18 protein-coding genes are annotated in these 21,485 nt (G+C 64.2%); 6 read left to right on the top strand and 12 right to left on the bottom strand.

Translation table 11 applies throughout. The features are described 5' to 3' along the window. Positions 1 to 18: 18 nt before the first annotated feature. The 6 genes from glgC to MJ8_RS10220 form a co-directional block, all read right to left on the bottom strand. Entirely contained in the window at positions 19 to 1,284 is a 1,266-nt protein-coding gene (gene glgC, locus MJ8_RS10245) for a glucose-1-phosphate adenylyltransferase (RefSeq protein WP_041002296.1), read from the bottom strand. 62 nt (positions 1,285 to 1,346) lie between these two features. Further along, complete coding sequence (gene glgB, locus MJ8_RS10240; protein WP_201414263.1) at positions 1,347 to 3,560, bottom strand: 1,4-alpha-glucan branching protein GlgB; 2,214 nt, start codon at positions 3,558 to 3,560, stop codon at positions 1,347 to 1,349. Between the two features lie 74 nt (positions 3,561 to 3,634). Beyond that, positions 3,635 to 6,097, bottom strand: a complete 2,463-nt coding sequence (locus tag MJ8_RS10235) for a glycogen/starch/alpha-glucan phosphorylase (RefSeq protein WP_201414262.1) — start codon at positions 6,095 to 6,097, stop codon at positions 3,635 to 3,637. A gap of 138 nt (positions 6,098 to 6,235) precedes the next feature. Then, entirely contained in the window at positions 6,236 to 7,018 is a 783-nt protein-coding gene (locus MJ8_RS10230) for an ATP-binding cassette domain-containing protein (protein ID WP_201414261.1), read from the bottom strand. 2 nt (positions 7,019 to 7,020) lie between these two features. Continuing rightward, entirely contained in the window at positions 7,021 to 8,085 is a 1,065-nt protein-coding gene (locus MJ8_RS10225; RefSeq protein WP_201414260.1) for an ABC transporter permease, read from the bottom strand. 157 nt (positions 8,086 to 8,242) lie between these two features. After that, the gene (locus MJ8_RS10220) at positions 8,243 to 9,220 is read right to left on the bottom strand and encodes a sugar ABC transporter substrate-binding protein (protein WP_201415384.1); all 978 of its coding nucleotides are present in this window, start codon (positions 9,218 to 9,220) and stop codon (positions 8,243 to 8,245) included. A 266-nt stretch (positions 9,221 to 9,486) separates the two neighbouring features. On the opposite strand from MJ8_RS10220, the gene MJ8_RS10215 reads away from it, so the two are divergent. The 4 genes from MJ8_RS10215 to MJ8_RS10200 all read left to right on the top strand — a co-directional run bounded on the left by MJ8_RS10215 (position 9,487) and on the right by MJ8_RS10200 (position 13,470). After that, the gene (locus MJ8_RS10215; protein ID WP_201414259.1) at positions 9,487 to 10,710 is read left to right on the top strand and encodes an ROK family transcriptional regulator; all 1,224 of its coding nucleotides are present in this window, start codon (positions 9,487 to 9,489) and stop codon (positions 10,708 to 10,710) included. Position 10,711: 1 nt separating this feature from the next. Further along, positions 10,712 to 11,158 carry an RbsD/FucU family protein gene (locus MJ8_RS10210; protein WP_201414258.1) on the top strand — a complete coding sequence of 149 codons (447 nt, stop codon included), beginning with the start codon at positions 10,712 to 10,714 and terminating at the stop codon, positions 11,156 to 11,158. After that, positions 11,155 to 12,078, top strand: a complete 924-nt coding sequence (locus tag MJ8_RS10205; protein WP_201414257.1) for a carbohydrate kinase family protein — start codon at positions 11,155 to 11,157, stop codon at positions 12,076 to 12,078. The genes MJ8_RS10210 and MJ8_RS10205 overlap by 4 nt, the downstream gene beginning before the upstream one ends. Before the next feature lie 249 nt (positions 12,079 to 12,327). Next, the gene (locus tag MJ8_RS10200) at positions 12,328 to 13,470 is read left to right on the top strand and encodes a DegT/DnrJ/EryC1/StrS family aminotransferase (RefSeq protein ID WP_201414256.1); all 1,143 of its coding nucleotides are present in this window, start codon (positions 12,328 to 12,330) and stop codon (positions 13,468 to 13,470) included. Between the two features lie 199 nt (positions 13,471 to 13,669). Here the strand turns inward: MJ8_RS10200 and cysQ are convergent, their stop codons facing one another. The 4 genes from cysQ to MJ8_RS32275 all read right to left on the bottom strand — a co-directional run bounded on the left by cysQ (position 13,670) and on the right by MJ8_RS32275 (position 17,763). Continuing rightward, a complete protein-coding gene (gene cysQ / locus MJ8_RS10195; protein WP_201415383.1) occupies positions 13,670 to 14,452 on the bottom strand; it encodes a 3'(2'),5'-bisphosphate nucleotidase CysQ in 783 nt (260 codons plus the stop codon). 10 nt (positions 14,453 to 14,462) lie between these two features. Continuing rightward, positions 14,463 to 16,400 (bottom strand): sulfate adenylyltransferase subunit CysN, encoded by a 1,938-nt coding sequence (cysN, locus tag MJ8_RS10190; protein WP_201414255.1) that lies wholly within the window; start codon positions 16,398 to 16,400, stop codon positions 14,463 to 14,465. Positions 16,401 to 16,402: 2 nt separating this feature from the next. After that, positions 16,403 to 17,308, bottom strand: a complete 906-nt coding sequence (gene cysD / locus MJ8_RS10185) for a sulfate adenylyltransferase subunit CysD (RefSeq protein ID WP_263649654.1) — start codon at positions 17,306 to 17,308, stop codon at positions 16,403 to 16,405. An 80-nt stretch (positions 17,309 to 17,388) separates the two neighbouring features. After that, entirely contained in the window at positions 17,389 to 17,763 is a 375-nt protein-coding gene (locus tag MJ8_RS32275; protein WP_225248216.1) for a hypothetical protein, read from the bottom strand. On the opposite strand from MJ8_RS32275, the gene MJ8_RS10180 reads away from it, so the two are divergent. Continuing rightward, on the top strand, positions 17,764 to 19,056 hold the full coding sequence (locus MJ8_RS10180; RefSeq protein WP_225248215.1) for an O-antigen ligase family protein: 1,293 nt from the start codon (positions 17,764 to 17,766) through the stop codon (positions 19,054 to 19,056). Beyond that, positions 19,053 to 19,997 carry an NAD-dependent epimerase/dehydratase family protein gene (locus MJ8_RS10175; RefSeq protein ID WP_201414252.1) on the top strand — a complete coding sequence of 315 codons (945 nt, stop codon included), beginning with the start codon at positions 19,053 to 19,055 and terminating at the stop codon, positions 19,995 to 19,997. Before MJ8_RS10180 ends, MJ8_RS10175 begins: the two co-directional genes overlap by 4 nt. A gap of 4 nt (positions 19,998 to 20,001) precedes the next feature. Here MJ8_RS10175 and MJ8_RS10170 read toward each other — a convergent pair whose 3' ends face one another. Together MJ8_RS10170 and MJ8_RS10165 are read right to left on the bottom strand one after the other, a co-directional pair. Continuing rightward, positions 20,002 to 20,541 carry a sugar transferase gene (locus tag MJ8_RS10170; protein ID WP_201414251.1) on the bottom strand — a complete coding sequence of 180 codons (540 nt, stop codon included), beginning with the start codon at positions 20,539 to 20,541 and terminating at the stop codon, positions 20,002 to 20,004. A 3-nt stretch (positions 20,542 to 20,544) separates the two neighbouring features. Further along, on the bottom strand, positions 20,545 to 21,456 hold the full coding sequence (locus MJ8_RS10165) for a glycosyltransferase family 2 protein (protein WP_263649653.1): 912 nt from the start codon (positions 21,454 to 21,456) through the stop codon (positions 20,545 to 20,547). Positions 21,457 to 21,485: the final 29 nt, after the last annotated feature.

Genomic DNA, 21,485 nt, shown 5'->3' with positions numbered 1-21,485 from the left:
GCTTGCTGATCGACCCAACTAGGTCGACAGCTTGTTGATCATGTCCTGCGTGATCAGGCAGATGCCCTTTTCCGATACACGAAAACGCTTGGCGTCGAGCGCCGGATCCTCGCCGACCACCAGCCCCTCGGGAATCTGCACGCCATGATCGATGACGACGCGCTTGAGGCGCGCGTTGCGGCCGACAGTCACGTCGGGCAGCATCACCACTTCCTCGAGCTTGGAGTAGGAATTGATGCGGGCGCCGGTGAAGATCAGGCTGCGGCGCAGCGAGGCGCCGGAGACGATGCAGTCGCCGGACACCAGCGAGGAGATCGCCTCGCCGCGGCGGCCGTCCTCGTCATGGACGAACTTTGCCGGCGGCTTCAATTCGGCATAGGTCCAGATCGGCCAATCGCGGTCGTAAAGGTCGAGCTCGGGCGTGACGTCGGTCAGGTCGATATTGGCTTCCCAATAGGCGTCAACGGTTCCGACATCGCGCCAGTAGGGTTCGGCCTCGTGCGAGGAGCGTACGCAGGACTTGGCGAAGCGGTGGGCGATCGCCTTGCCGTGCTGGACGATGTAGGGGATGATGTCCTTGCCGAAGTCGCGGCTGGAACCGGGCTCGGCGGCGTCGCGGCGCAGTTGTTCCATCAGGAACTTGGTCTTGAAGACATAGATGCCCATCGAGGCGAGCGCGAATTCCGGCTTATCCGGGATGCCAGGTGGGTCGGCCGGCTTTTCGACGAAGGCGATGATGTTGTCCTTGGCATCGACATGCATGACGCCAAAGCCCGTCGCCTCCATGCGCGGCACCTCCAGGCAGCCGACGGTGACGTCGGCGCCGGCGTCGACATGCTGGCGCAGCATCAGCTCGTAATCCATTTTGTAGATGTGGTCACCGGCAAGGATCACCATGTATTCCGGGCCATAGGCCTCGATGATGTCGATGTTCTGGTAGACGGCGTCGGCCGTGCCTTCGTACCACTGCGTTTCCGAGACGCGCTGCGATGCGGGCAGGATATCGAAGCTTTCGTTTCGCTCGGGCCGCAGGAAGTTCCAGCCGCGCTGCAGGTGACGGATCAGCGAGTGCGCCTTGTACTGGGTGGCCACGCCGAGGCGGCGGATGCCGGAGTTCAGCGCATTGGAGAGGGCAAAGTCGATGATGCGCGTCTTGCCGCCGAAATAGACGGCGGGCTTGGCGCGCCGGTCGGTCAGTTCCTTGAGGCGGCTGCCGCGGCCGCCGGCCAGCACATAGGCCATGGCATCGCGTGCCAGCGGCTGGGTTCGTTTGATCTCTGCCATTTGTTACCCTCCCAAACAAGCTGCCCGGACCGTTGCAAGGGCAGGATGAGACATCATCTGCTTCAGTCCGTGACGAGTTCCAGCATGATCGTCGACAGCGGCGGCAGAAGCATCGTTGCCGATATACCGCCCCCTTCCCCGCTCGCCTCGACCATGCCGCCATTGCCCATGCCGGAGCCGCCATAGTCGGCGGCATCCGTGTTGATGATTTCGCGCCATTTTCCCGCCCTCGGCAGCGGCACGCGATAGTTCTCGCGCGGCACCGGCGTGAAATTGGCGATGACGGCGATCGGGTTGCCGTCCGGCGCGCTGCGCAGCCAGGCGAAGACCGAATTGTCGCGGTCGTCGACGATCAGCCAGGAGAAGCCCTCCGGCTCGCAGTCGCGCGCATGCAGCGCCGGGCGCGAGCGGTAGAGATAGTTCAGGTCGCGCACCGTCTGCCAGACGCCGCGATGCGGCGCGCATTCGAGAAGGTTCCAGTCGAGCGCGCGCGCCTCGCTCCACTCGCGACGCTGGGCGAATTCCTGGCCCATGAACAAGAGCTTCTTACCTGGATAGCCCCACATGAAGCCGTAATAGGCGCGCAGCGTCGCGAACTTCTGCCAGTCGTCGCCGGCCATCTTGTGCAGCAGCGTGCCTTTGCCGTGCACGACCTCGTCATGCGAGAGCGGCAGCACGAAGTTCTCAGAGAAGGCGTAGACCAGGCCGAAGGTGATGTCGTTGTGGTGGTGCTTGCGGTAGATCGGCTCCTTGGACAGATACTCCAGCGTGTCATGCATGAAGCCCATGTTCCACTTGAAGCCGAAACCAAGCCCGCCCTCATGCACGGGACGCGACACTTTCGGCCATGAGGTCGATTCCTCGGCGATCGTCATCACGCCGGGGTGGTGGCCGTAAAGTTCCTTATTCATCTTCTGCAGGAAGCTGACGGCCTGCAGGTTTTCGCGCCCGCCCTTCTCGTTGGGAATCCATTCGCCCGCCTTGCGCGAGTAATCGAGGTAGAGCATCGAGGCGACCGCGTCGACGCGCAGACCGTCGACATGGTATTTCTCGGCCCAGAACAACGCGTTGTTGACGAGGAACGACACCACCTCGCGGCGGCCGAAATTGTAGATGGCGGTGTTCCAGTCCGGGTGGAAACCCTGGCGCGGGTCGGCATGCTCGTAAAGCGCGGTGCCGTCGAACTTCACCAGCCCGTGCTCGTCGACAGGGAAATGCGCCGGCACCCAGTCGAGGATGACGCCAATGCCGGCGCGATGCGCGCCGTCGACGAAACGGGCGAAGCCGTCGGGATCGCCGAAACGGGCCGTGGGCGCATAAAGACCGGTGGTCTGGTAACCCCAGGACGGATCGTAGGGATGCTCCGAGATCGGCAGGAACTCGATATGGGTGAAGCCGGTGTCGACGACATAGGGGATCAGCCGCGCTGCGAGCTCGTCCCAGGACAGGAAGGTACCGTCGTCGCGGCGCTGCCAGGAGCCGGCATGGACCTCGTATATCGAGATCGCCTCGCGCCTGGGATCGGCTTTCTGCCAGTAATTGCGATGCGCCTCGTCGCCCCATTGATGCGCCATCGGCGGCGCGGTCACCGAAGCCGTCGCCGGGCGCAGCTCCGATTCGAAGGCGAACGGGTCGGCCTTCAGCGGCAGGCGCACGCTGTCGGGCCCGATGATCTCGAACTTGTAGGGCTGGCCGGCGACGAGATCGGGGATGAACAGCTCCCAGATGCCGGTGTCCTTGCGGTCGCGCATGGTGTGGCGGCGGCCGTCCCAGTCATTGAAGGCGCCGACCACGGAGACCCGCCTGGCATTGGGCGCCCAGACGGCGAAATGCACGCCGGTCGCGCCCTCATGATCGATGATGTGGGCACCGAGCTTGTCGAAGAGCCGCAAATGCGAGCCCTCGGCCATATAGTAATCGTCCATCGGGCCAAGCACCGGGCCGAAGGAATAGGGATCGGTGAGCCACCAGTCGCCGCCGGCATTCCTGGCGTGATAGCGCAGCGGCTGGCGCTTGCGGATCGAGATCTTGCCCTCGAAGAAGCCGGCGTCGTCGCGTCGGGAGAGCTCGCCGATCTCCTTGCCGGTCAGCGTGTAGGCGGTGACGAACTCGGCATTGGGCACGAAGCAGCGGGCGACGAAACCCTTGCCGGCCTCCTGCACGCCCAGAACCGCGAATGGATCGCCATGCGTTCCGGCGACAATCGCCGCGACATCGCCGGCTGGCGCCAGTCCGTCCGGCCCGCTTGTCGCAGCGGTCGCGCGCGGCTTCCTCATCAGGCGGTGTTCCCTCCCCGGGCACTATGTTGTTTTCTGCGAGACCACATTGCTCGTGGCCTCATGCAATCATATCAGACGGGCACGTTCCAGATGTCTTTCGCATATTGGCGGATCGTGCGATCGGACGAGAACCAGCCGACGCGGGCGACGTTGCGGATGGCGCGCGCGTACCAGTCGGGGCTGTTGCGCCAGACGGCGTCGACCTCGCGCTGGCAGCTGGCGTAGGAATCGAAGTCGCCCGCCACCATGAACCAGTCGCTCTGGTAGAGGCCGTTCATCAGGTCGCGATAGCGGCCGGGATCGTCGGGCGAGAAGACCCCGGAGGAAATGGCCGACACCGCCTGCGACAGCTCGGGCGAGGCCTCGATCACACCGCGCGGATTGTAGCCGTTGTTGCGCCGCTCGGCGACTTCGGCCGTGGTGAGGCCGAAGATGAAGATGTTGTCGTCGCCGACATGTTCCTTGATCTCGACATTCGCGCCATCGAGCGTGCCGATGGTGAGCGCGCCGTTCAGCGCGAATTTCATGTTGCCGGTGCCCGATGCCTCCATGCCGGCGGTCGAGATCTGCTCGGAGAGGTCGGCGGCCGGCATCATCACCTCGGCCAGGCTGACATTGTAATTCGGCACGAACACGACCTTCAGCAGGCCGCGCACCGAGGGATCGCCGTTGATGACTTTCGCGACGTCGTTGGCCAGTTTGATGATCAGCTTGGCATTGTGATAGCTCGGCGCCGCCTTGCCGCCGAAGAATTTCACGCGCGGCATCCAATCCCGCTCGGGATGCGAGCGGATCTGATCGTAGAGCGCGATCGCCTCCAGGATGTTGAGCAACTGGCGCTTGTATTCGTGGATGCGCTTGACCTGGATGTCGAACAGCGCCGACGGGTCGAGCCTGATGCCTAGCCGATCGGCGACGAGGTTCGCGAGCCGCGCCTTATTCTGACGCTTCACGCCGGCGAACTTTTCGCGGAAGGCCGCGTCGTCGGCGAGCGGATCGAGATCCTTGATCTTCTCGATATCGTCCATGAAGCGGTCACCGATCGCCTCGCGCGCAAGCGCGGTCAGGCCGGGATTGCACTGGATCAGCCAGCGCCGCGGCGTGATGCCGTTGGTCTTGTTGTTGATGCGGTCGGGATAGAGCTTGTGGAGGTCGGCGAACACCGTCTCCTTCATCAGCTCGGTGTGGAGCGCCGAGACGCCATTGATCGAATGCGAGCCGACGAAGGCCAGATTGCCCATGCGCACGCGCCGGTCGCCATTTTCCTGGATCAGCGATATGCGGGCGATCTGATCGCCGGAGAACTGGTTGGTGGCGCGGGCCTCGAGCAGCACCTGCGCGTTGATGGCGTAGACGATCTGCATGTGGCGCGGCAACAGCCGTTCGAAGAGCGGCACCGGCCAGCTTTCCAGTGCCTCGGGCAATAGCGTGTGGTTGGTGTAGCCGAAGGTGCGCTTGGTGATGTCCCAGGCAAGGTCGAAATCCATGCCATGGACGTCCATCAGGAGGCGCATCAGCTCCGGCACGGCGACCGCGGGGTGGGTGTCGTTGAGATGGATCGCGGCCTTGTCGGGCAGCGACTTCAGGTCGCCATACTGGCTCAAATGCCGCTGGACGATGTCCTGCAGCGAGGCCGTGGAGAAGAAATATTCCTGCCTGAGCCTCAGTTCCTGCCCGGCCATGTGGGAATCGGCGGGATAGAGCACGCGCGACAGCGCGTCGGCCTTGTTGCTCTCAGCCAGCGCGCCGATGTGGTCGCCGGCATTGAACTTGTCGAGCAGGATCGGGTCGATCGGCATGCCCGACCAAAGCCGCAGCGTATTGACGCGCCTGGCGCGCCAGCCGGCCACCGGCGTGTCGTAGGCGACGGCCAGCACATGCTCGGTGGGTTTCCAGACATGGCGTTCGAGCCGGCCGTCCTTGGAGGTAATGGACTCCACCGAACCGCCGAAGCCGACCTCGAAGGAGCGCTCGCGCCGCTCGAACTCCCAGGGATTGCCGTGGTCGAGCCAGGTCTCGGGCAGCTCGACCTGCCAGCCGCCCTGGATTTCCTGGCGGAACATGCCGTTGGCGTAGCGGATGCCATAGCCGTGCGCGGGGATGTCGACGGTCGCCATGCTTTCCATGAAGCAGGCGGCGAGGCGACCGAGGCCGCCATTGCCAAGTGCCGCATCCGGTTCGAGGCCGGCGATGAGATCGAGGTCGACGCCGAGCGAGGACAGGGCCTCGCGCATGTTCTCCATCAGGCCGAGATTGGAGAAGGCGTCCCGCATCAGGCGGCCGATGAGGAATTCGAGCGAAAGGTAATAGACGCGCTTTTCCTGCTGGTCGTAGGCTTCCTTGGTCGCCTGGATCCAATGGTCGACGATGCGGTCGCGCACCACCTTGATCGAGGCCGTCAGCCAGTCATAGGGTGTGGCGACGGTGGTGTCCTTGCCGACCCGGTATTTGAGCGACATCAAGACCTCTTCGGCGAGGGTCTTGGGATCGGGATTGTCGAGGACAGGGACTTCGATCGTCATGGCGGATGTCATTTCGCCTCTCGTTCAGTTGGCCTGATCATACCGGCTTTCGCCGTTTCTCCCAGTCCATCCTATCGCATTGCAGCATGGGTTCAATCGATTTAGCGTCGGGTCGCCGGCCCGCCTGCTGCAATTGATCCATCCTGGAGATCAGGCCGCCAGCGCATCCTCCGGCGGCTTCTTGGCGCCGGTCATGAGCGCGACGGCGTCCGACATCGAAACCTGCTTGGGGTCGACGACGCAGAGCCGGCGCCCAAGCCGATGGATGTGGATACGATCGGCCACCTCAAAGACATGCGGCATGTTGTGCGAGATGAGCACGATCGGCAGGCCGCGTTTCTTGACGTCGAGGATCAGCTCCAGCACGCGGCGGCTCTCCTTGACCCCGAGCGCCGCCGTCGGCTCGTCCATGATCACCACCTTCGAGCCGAAGGCGGCCGCGCGCGCCACCGCCACGCCCTGGCGCTGGCCGCCGGACAGCGTCTCCACCGCCTGGCTGATGTTCTGGATGGTCATCAGGCCGAGTTCGGTGAGCTTGTCGCGGGCGCGCTTCTCCATCGCCGGACGGTCGAGCATCCGGAACCAGCTGCCGAGCGGGCCCGGCTTGCGGATCTCGCGGCCAAGAAACATGTTGTCGGCGATCGACAGCGCCGGCGACAAAGCGAGGTTCTGATAGACCGTCTCGATGCCGGCCTCGCGCGCCTCGATGGGCGAGCGGAACAGCACCTGCTTGCCGTCGAGCTCGATCGTCCCCTCGTCGGGGATCACCGCGCCGGAGATCGCCTTGATCAGCGTCGACTTGCCGGCGCCGTTGTCGCCGATCACCGCCAGGATCTCGCCCGGATAGAGATCGAAGTCACAGTTGTTGAGCGCCGTCACGCGGCCGTAGCGCTTGGTGAGACCGCGCGCGGTAAGAACGGGCACTTGGCTCATGATTACACCGAAACCTTTCTGATCCACTGGTCGACCGCCACGGCGCCGATGATCAGCACACCGGTGAGCAGGACTTTCCATTGCGGATCGGCGCCCAGCATGTTGAGACCCATCGAGACGACGCCGACGATCATGGCGCCAAACAGCGTGCCGAGGATCGAGCCGCGGCCGCCAAAGAGCGAGATGCCCCCGATCACCGTCGCGGTGATCGCCTGCAGATTGTAGTCGGTGACGGCGGCGGACGGCGAGATCGAGCCGTTGCGGCCGATCGAGACCCAGGCCGCGAAGGCGGCGATCAGGCCGGCAAGCGTGTAGACCGCCATCAGCACCGACTTGGTCTGGATGCCGGAAAGCTTGGCCGCCTCGGGATCGTCTCCGACGGCATAGACATGGCGCCCCCAGGCGGTGTGGTTGAGCACATACCAGAGCAGCATCACCAGCAGGACCATGGCGATGACGCCGGCCGTCAGCACCGCCGAACCGACCCTGAAGCTCAGCGCGAACAGATGCAGCAACGGCGCCTGGGCGTCGACATCGGCGTCGCGGATCGTCTCATTGGCCGAATAGATGAAATTCGTCGCCATGACGATGTTCCAGGTGCCGAGCGTGACGATGAAAGGCGGCAGCTTCATGTAGGCGACGAGCAGGCCGTTGAGCAGACCGCAGGCCGCGCCGGCGGCAAGCCCGAGCAGCACGGCCAGGATGGTCGGCATGCCGTAGGTGATGGCGCAATTGCCCATGATCACGGCCGAGATCACCATGATCACGCCGATCGAAAGGTCGATGCCGGCGGTCAGGATGACCAACGTCTGGGCGGCGCCCAGGATACCGACGATGGCGATCTGCTGCAGGATCAGCGTCAGCGTGTAGGACGAAAAGAAGCGTCCGCCGATGGCGATGCCGAAGATGATGATCGACAGCACCAGCACGATCAGCGGCACCGCCGCCGGCGTGGAGTGCAGGAAATGCTGGGCCCGCTTGACAAACGATTTGCCATGCTCCTCGAAGGCGGCGACGCTGGTGTCGCTGCCCGAGAGAACCTTCTCGAATTCCTGGATTTGAGACATATCTCCTCCCGTCTCACGGAACTTGTCATGGCTCCGTGCCGCGTTTGCGCACTCCGGTCTGTCGCCGAGCTTATCAGCGCTCACGAAAATGCATCGTCCACCCGATGCGGCCGGGGATCAAGCCCCCGGCCGCAAGGTTTGTGCGCTCAGGCGGGCATCAGCCCCAGCACTTGGCGAGGCCTTCCTTGGTGTCGATGGACTTCACGCCGTTGGCCGGCTTGTCGGTCACCAGATTGACGCCGGTGTCGAAGAAGTTCTTGCCTTCGGTCGGCTTCGGCTTGGTGCCGTCCTTGGCGTATTTGGCGATGGCCTCGATGCCGAGCGCCGCCATCTGCAGCGGATATTGCTGCGAGGTGGCGCCGATCACGCCTTCAGCGACCGACTTCACGCCCGGGCAGCCGCCGTCGACCGAGACGATCAGCACCTGCTTTTCGAGGCCGACGGCCTTGAGCGCCTGATAGGCGCCGACGGCGGCGGGCTCGTTGATGGTGTGGATGACGTTGATGGTGTTGTCCTTCTGAAGAAGGTTCTCCATCGCCTTGCGGCCGCCCTCCTCGTTGCCGTTGGTCACATCGTGGCCAACGATGCGCGGATCGACCTCGTCGCCGATCTTGTTGGGATCCTTCACGTCGATGCCGTAGCCCATCATGAAACCCTGGTCTCGGAGCACGTCGACCGTCGGCTGCGAGGGGGTGAGATCGAGGAAGCCGATCTTGGCGTCCTTGGCCTTGTCGCCGAGCGTGGCGGCGGCCCAGGCGCCGATCAGCTTGCCGGCTTCGAGATTGTCGGTGGCGAAGGTGGCGTCGGCGGCATCGATGGGATCGAGGGGCGTATCGAGCGCGATCACCAGCAGGCCGGCGTCACGCGCCTTCTTCACCGTCGGCACGATGCCCTTGGTGTCGGACGCGGTGATCAGGATACCCTTGGCGCCGTCGGCGATGCAGCTTTCGATCGCCGCGACCTGGCTTTCGCTGTCGCCGTCGATCTTGCCGGCATAGGTCTTGAGATCGACGCCAAGCTCCTTGGCCTTGGCCGTCGCGCCCTCCTTCATCTTGACGAAGAAGGGATTGGTGTCGGTCTTGGTGATCAGGCAGGCGCCGACGCCGGCGGCCGATGCCGACGAAGCGTACGCCATCAGCCCCAAGCCCGCGGCCGCAAACACGGTAGACTTCAGCAGTGATTTCTTGGTCACGATTTCCTCCCAATGGAACTGTTGCGGACGCCGGCCACCCGGCGTCTCGAGCGCATCCACCTTTTTCTCCCAGCGTGGACACACCTCAAAAAACACCAGGAGAGAACGGCTGTCAATAATTAAATCACTCTTATTTATTATTGACACTCTTGCGCTGTTCACTCATTCTGAACGAAAAGCATCGCGGGGAAACAGACGGGAGGAACAGGGTGGAGACCGGCATTGCGAGGCACGGTTCGCCCGAGGCTTTTGAAAGCCGGCTGCATCGGGGCACGAACCAGAGCGGCATGCGCGACCACAATGAGCGGCTCGTGCTGTCCCTGGTGCGCCAGCATGGCAGCCTGGCCAAATCCGACATCGCGCGCGTGACCGGCCTGTCGGCCCAGACGGTGTCGGTGATCATGCGCGAGCTCGAGGAAGACAAGCTGCTCGTGCGCCAGGCGCCGCTGCGCGGCAAGATCGGCCAGCCTTCGATCCCGATGGCGCTCAACCCGGAAGGCGCCTTCTTCATCGGCCTCAAGATCGGCCGCCGCTCGGCCGAGCTCGTGCTGATCGACTTCCTCGGCAATGTGCGCGGCATGCTGCAGCATTCCTACCGCTACCCGGCGCCGCGCGAGACCGTCGAATTCGTCACTGCCGGCATCAAGGCGATGCGAAGCGAGCTGACGCCGGCGCAGGACAAGCGCATTGCCGGGCTCGGCATCGCCATGCCGTTCGAGCTGTGGAACTGGGCCGATACGGCCGGCGCGCCGCGCGAAATCATGGACGAATGGCGCCATCGCGACATCCGAGCCGACATCCAGGCGCAGTGCGAGTTTCCGGTCTACCTGCAGAACGACGCAACGTCGGCCTGCGGCGCGGAACTCGTCTTCGGGCGGGCAGGCGGAGCGCGCGATTTCGTCTATTTCTACATCGGCGCCTTTGCCGGCGGCGGCATCGTGCTCAATGGCCGCCTCTATAGCGGGCCCAACGGCAATGCCGGGGCGCTGGGCTCGATGCCGGTGCCAGGGCCGGACGGCAAGCCGACGCAACTCATCGACGTCGCGTCGATCGCGATGCTGGAACGGGCGCTTTCCGCCAAGGGCATCGACGGCTCGTACCTTTGGACCTCGCCGCAGGAATGGGGAGAGATCGGCGCCGAACTCGACGAGTGGATCGCCAGCGCCTCGCGCGCGCTCGCCTATGCCATCGTCGCGGCCTCGTCCGTCATCGATTTCGAGGCGGCGGTGATCGACGGCTGGATGCCGCTGGATGTGCGGCGCCGTCTTGTCGATGCCGTGACGGAAGCGATTGCCACCATCGACGCCGAAGGGCTGAAGCTGCCTGTCGTTCGCGAGGGGACGGTCGGCATACACGCACGCGCCATGGGTGGCGCCAGCTTGCCGCTCTCCGAGCGCTTCCTCATCGGACCGAACACGTCCGGGGGCGCCTGACATGCTGATCGGCATCCCCTCGCTGCTCGGGCCCCAGTTCCTGGCGACGCTCAGGGCCATGGGTCATGGCGACGAGATCGCGATCGTCGACGGCAACTATCCGGCCGAGGAACAGGCGCGGCGGCTGATCCGCGCGGACGGCCACCAGTTGATTCCCGTCCTCGACGCCGTGCTCAGCGTGCTGCCGGTAGACGAGGCGGTACCGGAGGCGCTGTTCCGTGCTTCGGTGAAGGGCGATCCGGCGCTGGCCGACCCCGTGCATCGCGAGATGGAAGCGGTTTGCGCCAGGCGCGCGCCTGGGCACAAGGTGGTTGCGCTGGCCGGGCCTGACTTCTATGCACGCGTCAAGGCCGCGCACGCGATCGTGGCGACCAGCGAACCCAGGCTCTTTGCCAACATCATCATCCGCAAGGGCGTTATCCATCCGCCGGAGACCGAGACGACATGATCCTCTGCTGTGGCGAAGCCCTGATCGACATGCTGCCGCGCACGACCACGGAAGGCGAAGCGGCCTTCGCGCCTTATGTCGGCGGGGCGGTGTTCAACACGGCGATCGCGCTCGGCCGGCTCGGCGCTCCGGCCGGCTTCTTCTCCGGCCTCTCCTCCGATCTGTTCGGCGGCCAGCTCCGCGAGGCGCTCGGCGCGAGCAAGGTTAGCTCCACCTATGCGCACACGTCGCCAAAGCCCACGACTCTCGCCTTCGTGCGGCTCACCGACGGCCAGGCGACCTACACATTCTATGACGAGAACACCGCCGGGCGCATGCTGACCATCGAGGACCTGCCGAAGCTCGGCGCCGAGATCGAGGCGATGCTGTTCGGCGCGATCAGCCTGATCTCCGAGCCTGCCGGATCGGCCTATGAGGAGTTCATGCGGCGCGAGCACGAAAGCCGCGTGATGATGCTCGATCCCAACATCCGGCCGAATTTCATCCCGGACAAGGCCAAGCATCTCAGGCGCATTCGCGAGATGATGGCAATGGCCGAGATCGTGAAACTCTCGGACGAGGACCTGAAATGGTTCGACGAGGCGGGCTCGCATGAGGACGTGGTGCGCAACTGGCTGGATCGCGGACCGAAACTGATCGTCGTCACCCATGGCGGCGAAGGCGCCGTCGGCTACAGCAAGGCGCACAAGGTCACGGTTATGCCGCAGAAGGTGAAGGTGGTCGATACGGTCGGTGCCGGCGACACCTTCAACGCCGGCATCCTTGCCTCGCTGCATGAACAGGGCTTGCTGACCAAGGCAGCGATCGGCAGCCTCTCCGAGGACGCTATCCGCAAGGCGCTGGAGCTCGGCGCCAAGGCGGCGGCGGTGACGGTGTCGCGGGCCGGCGCCAACCCGCCATGGCGGCACGAAATCGCCTGAACGTTGTCCGGATTGGCCGAAAGGGCTCTTCCAAGCGATCACTTTATGTTTCCAAAAAAGGGAACGGCGCGATAAAAGGCGTTGAAAACGCTCGTCTTAGCCCGATTTTCCGGCTTCTTCGGGCAGTGCGCCGGCAAAAGGCGGTAACAGGCTGCGACACTTGCGCAATTGGCCTTGCCACTGGCCGGCTTTCTCGTGCCGGCCAAGTCTGATACCAGCGGGCCGGATTATTGGCATTTTGAGGCCGACATGCAGTTCATCGATCTTGGCGCGCAGCGCGAACGCATCCGCGACCGGCTGAAGGCCGCGATCGACAAGGTGGTCGAGGATGGCCGCTATATCCTCGGCCCCCAGGTCACCGAATTCGAGAACAAGCTCGCCGCCTATATCGGCGTCAAGCATGTGGTCGCCTGCGCCAACGGTACCGATGCGCTGCTCCTGCCGCTGTTCGCCGCCGGCATCGGCCCGGGCGACGCTGTGTTCGTGCCGAGCTTCACCTTCGCCGCGACGGCCGAAGTGGTGGCGCTGGCCAAGGCCGAGCCGGTCTTCGTCGACGTCGACCGCGATACCTACAACATCGACATCGCCAGCCTCGAGGCGGCGATCGCGATGATCAAGAAGGAAGGAAGGCTGAAGCCGAAGGCGATCATCCCGGTGGACCTGTTCGGCCTTGCCGCCGACTACGACGCGATCATGACGATCGCCAAGCGCGAGAACCTCCTGGTGATCGAGGATGCCGCGCAGTCGATGGGCGGTTCCGCCGACGGCACCATGTGCGGTGCTTTCGGCCATGTCGGCTCGACCAGTTTCTACCCCGCCAAGCCGCTTGGCTGCTATGGCGACGGCGGCGCCATGTTCACCAATGACGGCGCGCTGGCCGACAAGCTCCGTTCCTTCGCCTTCCACGGCAAGGGCGAAACGCAATACGACAATGTCCGCGTCGGCATCAATTCGCGCCTCGACACGCTGCAGGCGGCGATCCTGATCGAGAAGCTCGCGATCCTCGAAGACGAGATGGTGGCGCGCCAGGTGGTCGCCGACCGCTATGCCAAGGGCCTCGGCGACGTCGTCAAGGCGTCGCGCAATCTGGGTCACGGCCGCTCAGCCTGGGCGCAGTACGCGATCGAGACCCCGAAGCGCGACGGGCTCAAGGCCCATCTCGGCGAAAAGGGCATTCCATCGGTGATCTATTACGTGAAGCCGCTGCACGAGCAGGTCGCCTACAAGCATTTTCCACGCACGCCGACCGGACTTGCCGTCTCGGAAGAACTGCCGAAGCAGATCCTCTGCCTGCCGATGCACGCCTATCTTAGCGAAGCCGACCAGGACCGCATCATCGAGACCATCCGCAATTACATCGGATCGAACTCGGCGCATGTCGCGGCGGCTTAAATAATATCTTCGTGATCCTCGGACTTGACCCGAGGATTCATGCCGTGACCTGCATCCGAAAGCGCTGCGGAGTAGAATTCTGTAACCGTTGCAATGCGTTAGCGTAACGGCATGGACCTAAACTAGGGTCTGCGCGCGTCGCTTCGCTCCTAGCTCCGCCTAGGATGACGAAGCATGGTTAGCGGCCAATCACCAAACCCTAAGGCGCGCTCTTCCCCGTGGCGATGAAATGCGGGTTGGCGAAATCGCTGTCACTTACCTGGTTGCGCTTGCCGTAGGTAAGCGGTTCGCCGTCCAGCGTGCGGGTCATGCCGCCGGCGGCGCGCAGCACCGCGTCGCCTGCCGCCGTGTCCCATTCCATGGTGCGGCCGAAGCGCGGATAGACGTCCGCCTCCGCCGCGGCGAGCAGGCAGAATTTCAGCGATGAGCCGATCGAGACGATCTCGGCAGCGCCGAGATCGCGGATGAACTCCTCGGTTTGCGGCGTGTTGTGCGAGCGGCTGGCCACGACCGCGAGCGGTGTGCCGCCTTCGCGCGCGTTGATCGGCCGGCGTTCGGTGATGCGATAATCGGCATCGACCTCCAGCGCCTCAGCCTTGCCCGGCCGCCCACTGAAGAAGCGCCCGGTGCACGGCGCGAACACGACGCCGACTTCCGGCACGCCGTGGCGGACCAGCGCGATGTTGACGGTGAAATCGGTGCGGCGGTTGACGAATTCCTTGGTGCCGTCGAGCGGATCGACCAGAAAGAAGGCGCCGTCAAGGTCGGGCGTGGCGATGCCCGCCGCCACCTCTTCCTCGGCCACGCATGGGATGTCCGGATAGGCGGCGCGCAAGCCGGCCAGGATGATCTTCTCGCTTTCGCGGTCGGCTTCCGTGACGGGCGAAGAGTCCGCCTTGCTGTCGACGGCGCCGCCTTCGTGGAAGACGCGCATCACCTCGCGCCCCGCCTCCAATGCCAGACGCTCGAAGACGCCCAGCATCGCCTCGTCGTCAGATGCCGCCGCCATTGTCATACTGCTCCTCGGCAATGTCGCGCTCGGTCAGCCAGTGTTCCAGCGCTTCCGCCATCTCCTGCGGGCTCCTGCCGAGAGTCTTCAGATGGATTTCCGGGTTCTCCGGTGCCTCATAGGGCGAATCGACGCCGGTGAAATTCTTGATCTCGCCGCTCAGGGCGCGCGCATAAAGACCCTTCGGATCGCGGCGAGCGCATTCCTCGAACGGCGTATCGACGAACACCTCGACGAACTCGCCCTCGGCCATCAGCTCGCGCGCCATGCGCCGTTCGGCGCTGAATGGCGAGATGAAGGAGACGATGACGATCAGCCCGGCATCGGCCATAAGCTTCGCCACCTCGGCGACCCGGCGGATGTTTTCCACGCGGTCGGCGTCCGTGAAGCCAAGATCGCGGTTCAGGCCGTGACGGACATTGTCGCCGTCGAGGATATAAGTGTGGCGCCCGGAGGCGAACAGCTTCTTCTCGAAAAGGTTGGCGATGGTCGACTTGCCGGAGCCGGACAGCCCAGTGAACCAGAACACCGCCGGGCGCTGATTCTTCAGGTCGGAGCGGCCGCGCTTGCCGACATCGAGCGACTGCCAATGGATGTTTTCGGCGCGGCGCAGCGAATGCAGGATCATGCCGGCGCCGACGGTGGCGTTGGTGATGCGGTCGATCAGGATGAAGGCGCCGGTCGTACGGTTCTCGGCGAAAGGATCGAAAGCGATCGGCGCGCGGGTCGAGAGGTTGCAGACGCCGACCTCGTTGAGGTCGAGCGACTTCGCCGCCTCATGGGCGAAATCATTGACGTTGACCCGGTATTTGAGCTCGGTGACGGTGGCGCTCACCTGATCGGTTTCGGTTCGCAGGATATAGGAACGGCCGGGCAGCAGCGCCTGCTCGTCGAACCAGACGATGTTGGCGGCGAACTGGTCGGCGACCTGCGGTCTGGCTGCCGGCGACACCAGCATGTTGCCGCGCGACACCTCCACCTCGTCCTCGAGGACGAGCGTGATCGCCTGGCCGGCCACCGCCTGCTCAAGGTCGCCGCCCTGCGCGACGATGCGCTTGACCCGCGACGCCTTGCCGGACTTCGCGACGACGACCTCGTCGCCTTGCGAAACGATGCCCGAGGCGATGGTGCCGGCGAAGCCGCGGAAATCGAGATTCGGCCGGTTCACGTATTGGACAGGGAAGCGGAACGGCAACTCGACGGCCGCTTCGTCGACCGACACGGTTTCCAGATGCTCGATCAGCGACGGTCCGGAATACCACGGCGTGCGCTCCGAGCCGCTGGTGACATTATCGCCGAAACGCGCCGACATCGGGATCGGCACGACGCTCACGAAGCCCAGTTCCCGCGCGAACTCGTCATAGTCCGCGACGATCCGGTCGAACACTTCCTTGTCGAAGCCGACGAGGTCGATCTTGTTGACCGCAAGCACGATGTGGCGGATGCCGAGCAGCGAAGCGATGATCGAATGGCGCCTGGTCTGACGCAGCACGCCCTGACGCGCGTCGATCAACACGATGGCCAGATCGGCGGTCGAGGCGCCCGTCGCCATGTTGCGCGTGTACTGCTCATGGCCGGGCGTGTCGGCGACGATGAACTTGCGCTTGGGCGTGGCGAAGAAACGATAGGCAACGTCGATGGTGATGCCCTGCTCGCGCTCAGCTTCCAGCCCGTCGACCAAGAGCGCGAAGTCGATGTCGTCGCCGGTGGTGCCGTGCTTGCGCGAATCCTTTTCGAGCGCGGCAAGCTGGTCCTCGAATATCTGTTTGGTGTCGGAGAGCAGCCGGCCGATCAGCGTCGACTTGCCGTCGTCGACCGAGCCGCAGGTCAGGAAACGCAGCAGCGACTTCTTTTCCTGCGCGGCCATGTAGTCGCGGATCTGATCGGTCGGGGCGAGGCTCTTGGCCATGATGTGGCGCATTATCAGAAATAACCCTCGCGCTTCTTCTTTTCCATCGAGCCGGCCTCGTCGCGGTCGATGAGGCGGCCCTGGCGCTCGGAGGTGCGGGCGGTCAGCATCTCGCCGACGATCGCCTCCAGCGTATCGGCTTCCGATTCGATGGCGCCGGTCAGCGGGTAGCAGCCCAACGTGCGGAAGCGCACGAGGCGGTTCTCGATGGTCTCGCCAGGCCGCAACTGCATGCGGTCGTCATCCTTCAGGATCAGCATGCCGTCGCGCTCCACCACCGGCCGCTCCTTGGCGAAGTAGAGCGGGACGATCGGGATGTTCTCCTGCAGGATGTACTGCCAGATGTCGAGCTCGGTCCAATTGGACAGCGGAAAGACCCGGATCGACTCGCCCGGCGCGATGCGGGTGTTGAAGATCTTCCACATTTCCGGCCGCTGGTTCTTCGGGTCCCAGGCATGCTGGGCGTTGCGGAAGGAAAAGATGCGCTCCTTGGCGCGTGACTTCTCCTCGTCGCGACGGGCGCCGCCGAAAGCTGCGTCGAAGCCGTATTTGTCGAGCGCCTGGCGTAGCGCCACGGTCTTCATCACATGGGTGTGGGTGTTGGAGCCGTGGTCGAAGGGATTGATGCCCTCGCGCACGCCATCCTCGTTGACATGGACCAAAAGGTCGAAGCCGAGCTTCTGCGCCATCTGATCGCGAAAGGCGATCATCTCGCGGAACTTCCAGGTGGTGTCGACATGCAGGAAGGGAAAAGGCGGCTTGGCAGGATAAAAAGCCTTCATCGCCAGATGCATCAGCACGGAAGAATCCTTGCCGACCGAATAGAGCATCACCGGCTTGGAGAAAGACGCAGCGACCTCGCGAAAGATATGGATGGATTCGGCCTCGAGCCGCTGCAGATGCGTGAGCGCGATATTCATGGAGCGTCGAGCGTTCTCTCGTGCCGTCGAGCGGAAACCTTGCATTGCAGGCGCAATTCCATGCCGCCCGGGCGCAAATTTCACTTCGGACAAACTGTTTCGTGCGGGCGTTCTAACAGATCGGCGCCGCCGATAACAATGCAAGACCCGCGCGGCACGAGGCCATTATAGAACGAATTTTCCAAGCATTGCCGGCAAAGCGGAAAAATCCTGCCAGAGTCGTCGAAATGCGGAAGCGGGGAAAGGCCGTGGCCTTCGGAAAATTCCAAGCTCCCGATCTTCGCCAGATCGACGGTTTTTCTGCCGGACAGCGTCGACCGCACTATCGCAGGACGGCGCCAGCCGCTATACGGGCTCGGGGAACGGGCAAGGCGCGGCAAACGGAGATCGGCGAAGCGGCCTTTGGCTGGCTCGATGGAGATCCGGACGCAACCTGGAAATTGCGAAGCAAGCATTTGAACCCGTTTACAAAGCTCCGGCGCCACCTCACGCCCGCCCAGATCAATTTCTATTTCTCGATCGTCTGCTTTTTTTCGCCGCCGGTGCTCGGATCGCTGGTCAGCATCGCCTTCAATGCCGGCGGCGTGTGGTCCGTGCTGCTGCTCGCCATAAAGCGGCGGCGCTTCAACATCGACGGGCCGATGCTCGCCTTGACCGCGGCGATCTACGCCTATTGCGCGGCCATGGTTCTCGCTTCGATCGTCAACGGCACGCTGGCCGCCGATCTGCGGTTTTTCCTGCCGCTGATCACCTTCCTGCTTTTCCCGATCTCCTATTCGACCTGGAGCATTACCGAGAAGGTCGCGCTGGCACGCATCGCCATCCTGGCAAGCGCCGCAGCCTGCTTTGGCGCGCTGGCGATCGCCGTATTCCAGTATCACTGGCTCGGCATGAGGGCCGAGGGCGGCGCCGGAAACGCGATCGTCTTTGCAACCACGACCTGCCTTGCCGTCATGTTATGCCTTGCCGGCGCGCTGTCGGGCATCGAGAAACATTGGAAGCTGCTGGTCCTGGCGGCGATGGCCGGAGCCTTGGCGGTCGTCTACTCGGCGTCGCGCATGATCTGGGTCGCCGTGCCGATTGCCGGCATCGTCGTGCTTCTCGTCAATCGGCGCCGGTTCACCAACGCCAGTATGGCGCGGTTCGCGGTGATCGGCGTCGTGGTCGCCCTGGTGATCGCCGCCATCGGCTCCCGCGTCATCATGGATCGAACCGACTTCCTGGTCAGCGACTGGGATGCGCTGAACGCCAATGGCGACCATTCGACGGCGCTCGGCCTGCGCGTGGCGATGTGGGAAATCGGCTTTGCCGCGGTTCGCGAGATGCCGGTTTTCGGCCATGGCATCTCGGCCAGCCGGGCGCTGATGAAGCAGGGTTTTCACGAGCAGTTCGGTCTGAGCGCGGGCTTCAGCCATTTTCACAACGGCTTCCTGACCGCGATGGTGGAGGCCGGCCTGCTGGGGGCACTGGCCCTGGCATCGATTTTCATCGTTGCCGCATGGAACGCGGCAAGGACGCTGCGCCGCAGCGTCAATCCGGTGGAGCGATTCGGCGCGACGATGATCCTCGTCGCGGTCATTATCTATCTCACCGGCGGAATGACCGGCATCCTAGTCGGCCACGATATCCTCGACGCGACGCTGATGGTGTTCCTGATTTCGGGAACCTACCTTGCGTCCGGGCGGACGGTGGCGCCGACCGGCAAAGACGCGCCTGCGGTGGCGCCGGGCTCCAGCCGGCAACCATGAAGGTCCTGGTCACCGGCGCGACAGGCTTTATCGGGCGCCGGGTCGTCGGCCGGTTGCGCGGAGCCGGATTCGACATACGGATCGCTTCGCGCCTGCCGCAACGGCTGGCAGGCGCGGACGATGCCGTCGCGCTGCCCGGCGCTGGTGCGCCGCAGGAAGCCTTTCTGGCGCTGATGCGCGACGTGACGCATGTCGTCCATTGCGCGGCTCTCAACAATGACCGCGGTGCCGGCGCGGCCGACTTCCAGACGGTCAATGCGACGCTGACCGGACGGCTCGCCCAGGCAGCCGCAGCGCACACCGACGGGCGCTTCATTCATCTCTCCTCGATCCGCGCCGTGGTGGGCGCCGGCTTCAGCGGCACGATCGACGAAGCCACGACCCCTGCCCCGCAATGCGCCTACGGGCGCTCCAAGCGCGAAGGCGAGATCAAAATGCTGGAGGCTTTCGCAACGGCGGGGCGCGACGGCGCGACTGCGCTGCGGCTGCCGCCGGTCTATGGCGAAGGCATGAAGGGAAATCTGCGCGGCCTGATGCGGTTCGCGGCCACAAGCTTGCCATTGCCGACAGCCGCTCTGACGGCGGTTCGTTCGCTCGTCTCGCATGATGCCGTGGCGGGCGCCGTAGCGCATCTTTTGACCCGTCCCGCACCGCCGCGCCCGATCTATGTGCTCGGCGACGCTTCGCCGGTTGCGATGGCCGAAATCATCACCGCGTTCCGGCGGGGGTACGGCCGGCCCGCCCGGCTTCTGCCCATGCCAGCCTGGCCGTTCCGGATACTGGCCACGCTCGCCGGCAGACAGGCCGCCTGGCAGGCTCTGGTGGCGACGCAGGTCTGCGATTCGTCCTTGCTGGCCGCGGAAGGCTGGGAGCGGGAAACGGATACGCTCGGCCGGCTTGAGGAACTGGCACGACAGGGAAGCGGCCCGCCGCATCCGTGAACGGTCAACCTATGCGGAAGAATGTGCCCAGCAATATCTTGAGGTCCAGGCCGGTCGAGGCGGCTTCGACATAGGCCGCGTCGGTCTCGGCGCAGAGTCTCGGATCGGACATGTCGATCCCCTTGATCTGCGCCAGCCCCGTGATGCCTGGAAGTGCTGCAAGCACGCCCAGTTCCTTGCGCCGTTCGATCAGTTCCGCTTGCGTCGGCAGGCACGGGCGCGGTCCCACAAGGCTCATCTCGCCCCTGAGGACGTTCCAGAGCTGCGGCAGTTCGTCGATCTTGCTCGCGCGCAGCACCTTGCCGACCGCGGTGACCGAATCGGCCGGCGCCTCGTGCGTGGGCAAGGACGGCGTTGCGCGATACATCGTGCGCAATTTGAGGCACGCAAAGAGGTTTCCACCCCGTCCGACACGGATCTGCGAGAAGATGGCCGGGCCGGCCGATGTTGCCCGGATTGCCAGCATTGCGACAAGCAGGACGGGCGACGTCAGCGCCAACATCGGAACAGCGACCGCAAGGTCGAGAGCTCGCTTTGCCGTCATGGCTCAGATCCGGCGCCAGAGGAAAGCGACGTAGAGCCCGAGCGTGCCCATGAATGTCTGCCGGTAGACACCGCTTTTGCTAAGCAGGCCGAAGCGCCTGAAGACATTGCCCTTGCGCGCCCTGATGAACAGGCGAAGGCAAAGTGCTGCGTCGCGCGCGATGAGGTCGCGGTTGACGGCGAGGCCGCGCAAATTGCTGTCCGTCCAGGTGGCGAACTGGCCCTTGAACAGGCGTCCCAGCCTTGAAAGCCTCGCTTTCCACGAGACATTGGCGCCGACGAGATTTGCCGCGTGCTGGCGGTATCTGACCAGCGGTCGCGGCTCGTAGCGGACCTTGCCGCCGGCGGCGGTGACGATGAGATAGGCCCACCAGTCATGGCTGACGAACTCGGATCTGGCCGATGCTTTCGCCAGAAGGTCGCGCGCCGCGCGGTTGAAGAGCATGGTGTTGCCGCCGGCTATGCTTTGGACCAATGCATTTCGGAAGGACGGCGGGCGACGAAAGAGCGGCGAGTGGCCGACCGGAACGCCGGTCTGCGAGATGGTTGCCGTGCGCGAGCAGAACAGGAGCGGCGTTTCCATGTCCTCCCCCTCCATCCAGCGGATGCCGCTCTCCAGCCGATCCGGCTCCCAGATATCGTCCTGGTCGCAAAAGGCATAGTAGTCGGCCTCGATGCGCGGATCGACGATCATCGATCGGAAATTGGCGGCGAAGCCCCTTCGCGGGCCTTGCAAAAGCGTGAGGGACCCCTTGTTCCAGCGGGGCCGCCACGTCTCGACGATCGCGGTCGTGGCGTCCGACGAGCCGTCGTCGGAGACCCAGAGATCGACGCGCGGCCACGACTGCAAAGCCAAGGATTCCAATTGCTCGCCGATATAGGCCGCGCCATCCTTCGTGCCCATGAGAACGGCCACACGCTGATCTTTTCTGGTCACGGCTGTGG

Origin of the sequence: Mesorhizobium sp. J8, assembly GCF_016591715.1 — a bacterium.
Taxonomy (GTDB): Bacteria; Pseudomonadota; Alphaproteobacteria; order Rhizobiales; family Rhizobiaceae; genus Mesorhizobium.
This window is presented reverse-complemented; position numbering and strand designations above follow the sequence as displayed.

Excerpts from the sequence above, each read along its gene's own strand:
- MJ8_RS10225 (WP_201414260.1), bottom strand. The coding sequence starts at position 8,085 with ATGTCTCAAATCCAGGAATTCGAGAAGGTTCTCTCGGGCAGCGACACC.
- MJ8_RS10200 (WP_201414256.1), top strand. The coding sequence starts at position 12,328 with ATGCAGTTCATCGATCTTGGCGCGCAGCGCGAACGCATCCGCGACCGG.
- MJ8_RS10175 (WP_201414252.1), top strand. The coding sequence starts at position 19,053 with ATGAAGGTCCTGGTCACCGGCGCGACAGGCTTTATCGGGCGCCGGGTC.
- MJ8_RS10205 (WP_201414257.1), top strand. The coding sequence starts at position 11,155 with ATGATCCTCTGCTGTGGCGAAGCCCTGATCGACATGCTGCCGCGCACG.
- MJ8_RS32275 (WP_225248216.1), bottom strand. The coding sequence starts at position 17,763 with ATGCTTGCTTCGCAATTTCCAGGTTGCGTCCGGATCTCCATCGAGCCA.
- MJ8_RS10230 (WP_201414261.1), bottom strand. The coding sequence starts at position 7,018 with ATGAGCCAAGTGCCCGTTCTTACCGCGCGCGGTCTCACCAAGCGCTAC.
- glgB (WP_201414263.1), bottom strand. The coding sequence starts at position 3,560 with ATGAGGAAGCCGCGCGCGACCGCTGCGACAAGCGGGCCGGACGGACTG.
- cysQ (WP_201415383.1), bottom strand. The coding sequence starts at position 14,452 with ATGCTGGGCGTCTTCGAGCGTCTGGCATTGGAGGCGGGGCGCGAGGTG.
- glgC (WP_041002296.1), bottom strand. The coding sequence starts at position 1,284 with ATGGCAGAGATCAAACGAACCCAGCCGCTGGCACGCGATGCCATGGCC.
- MJ8_RS10220 (WP_201415384.1), bottom strand. The coding sequence starts at position 9,220 with ATGGCGTACGCTTCGTCGGCATCGGCCGCCGGCGTCGGCGCCTGCCTG.
- cysN (WP_201414255.1), bottom strand. The coding sequence starts at position 16,400 with ATGCGCCACATCATGGCCAAGAGCCTCGCCCCGACCGATCAGATCCGC.
- MJ8_RS10235 (WP_201414262.1), bottom strand. The coding sequence starts at position 6,097 with ATGACATCCGCCATGACGATCGAAGTCCCTGTCCTCGACAATCCCGAT.
- MJ8_RS10210 (WP_201414258.1), top strand. The coding sequence starts at position 10,712 with ATGCTGATCGGCATCCCCTCGCTGCTCGGGCCCCAGTTCCTGGCGACG.
- cysD (WP_263649654.1), bottom strand. The coding sequence starts at position 17,308 with ATGAATATCGCGCTCACGCATCTGCAGCGGCTCGAGGCCGAATCCATC.
- MJ8_RS10170 (WP_201414251.1), bottom strand. The coding sequence starts at position 20,541 with ATGACGGCAAAGCGAGCTCTCGACCTTGCGGTCGCTGTTCCGATGTTG.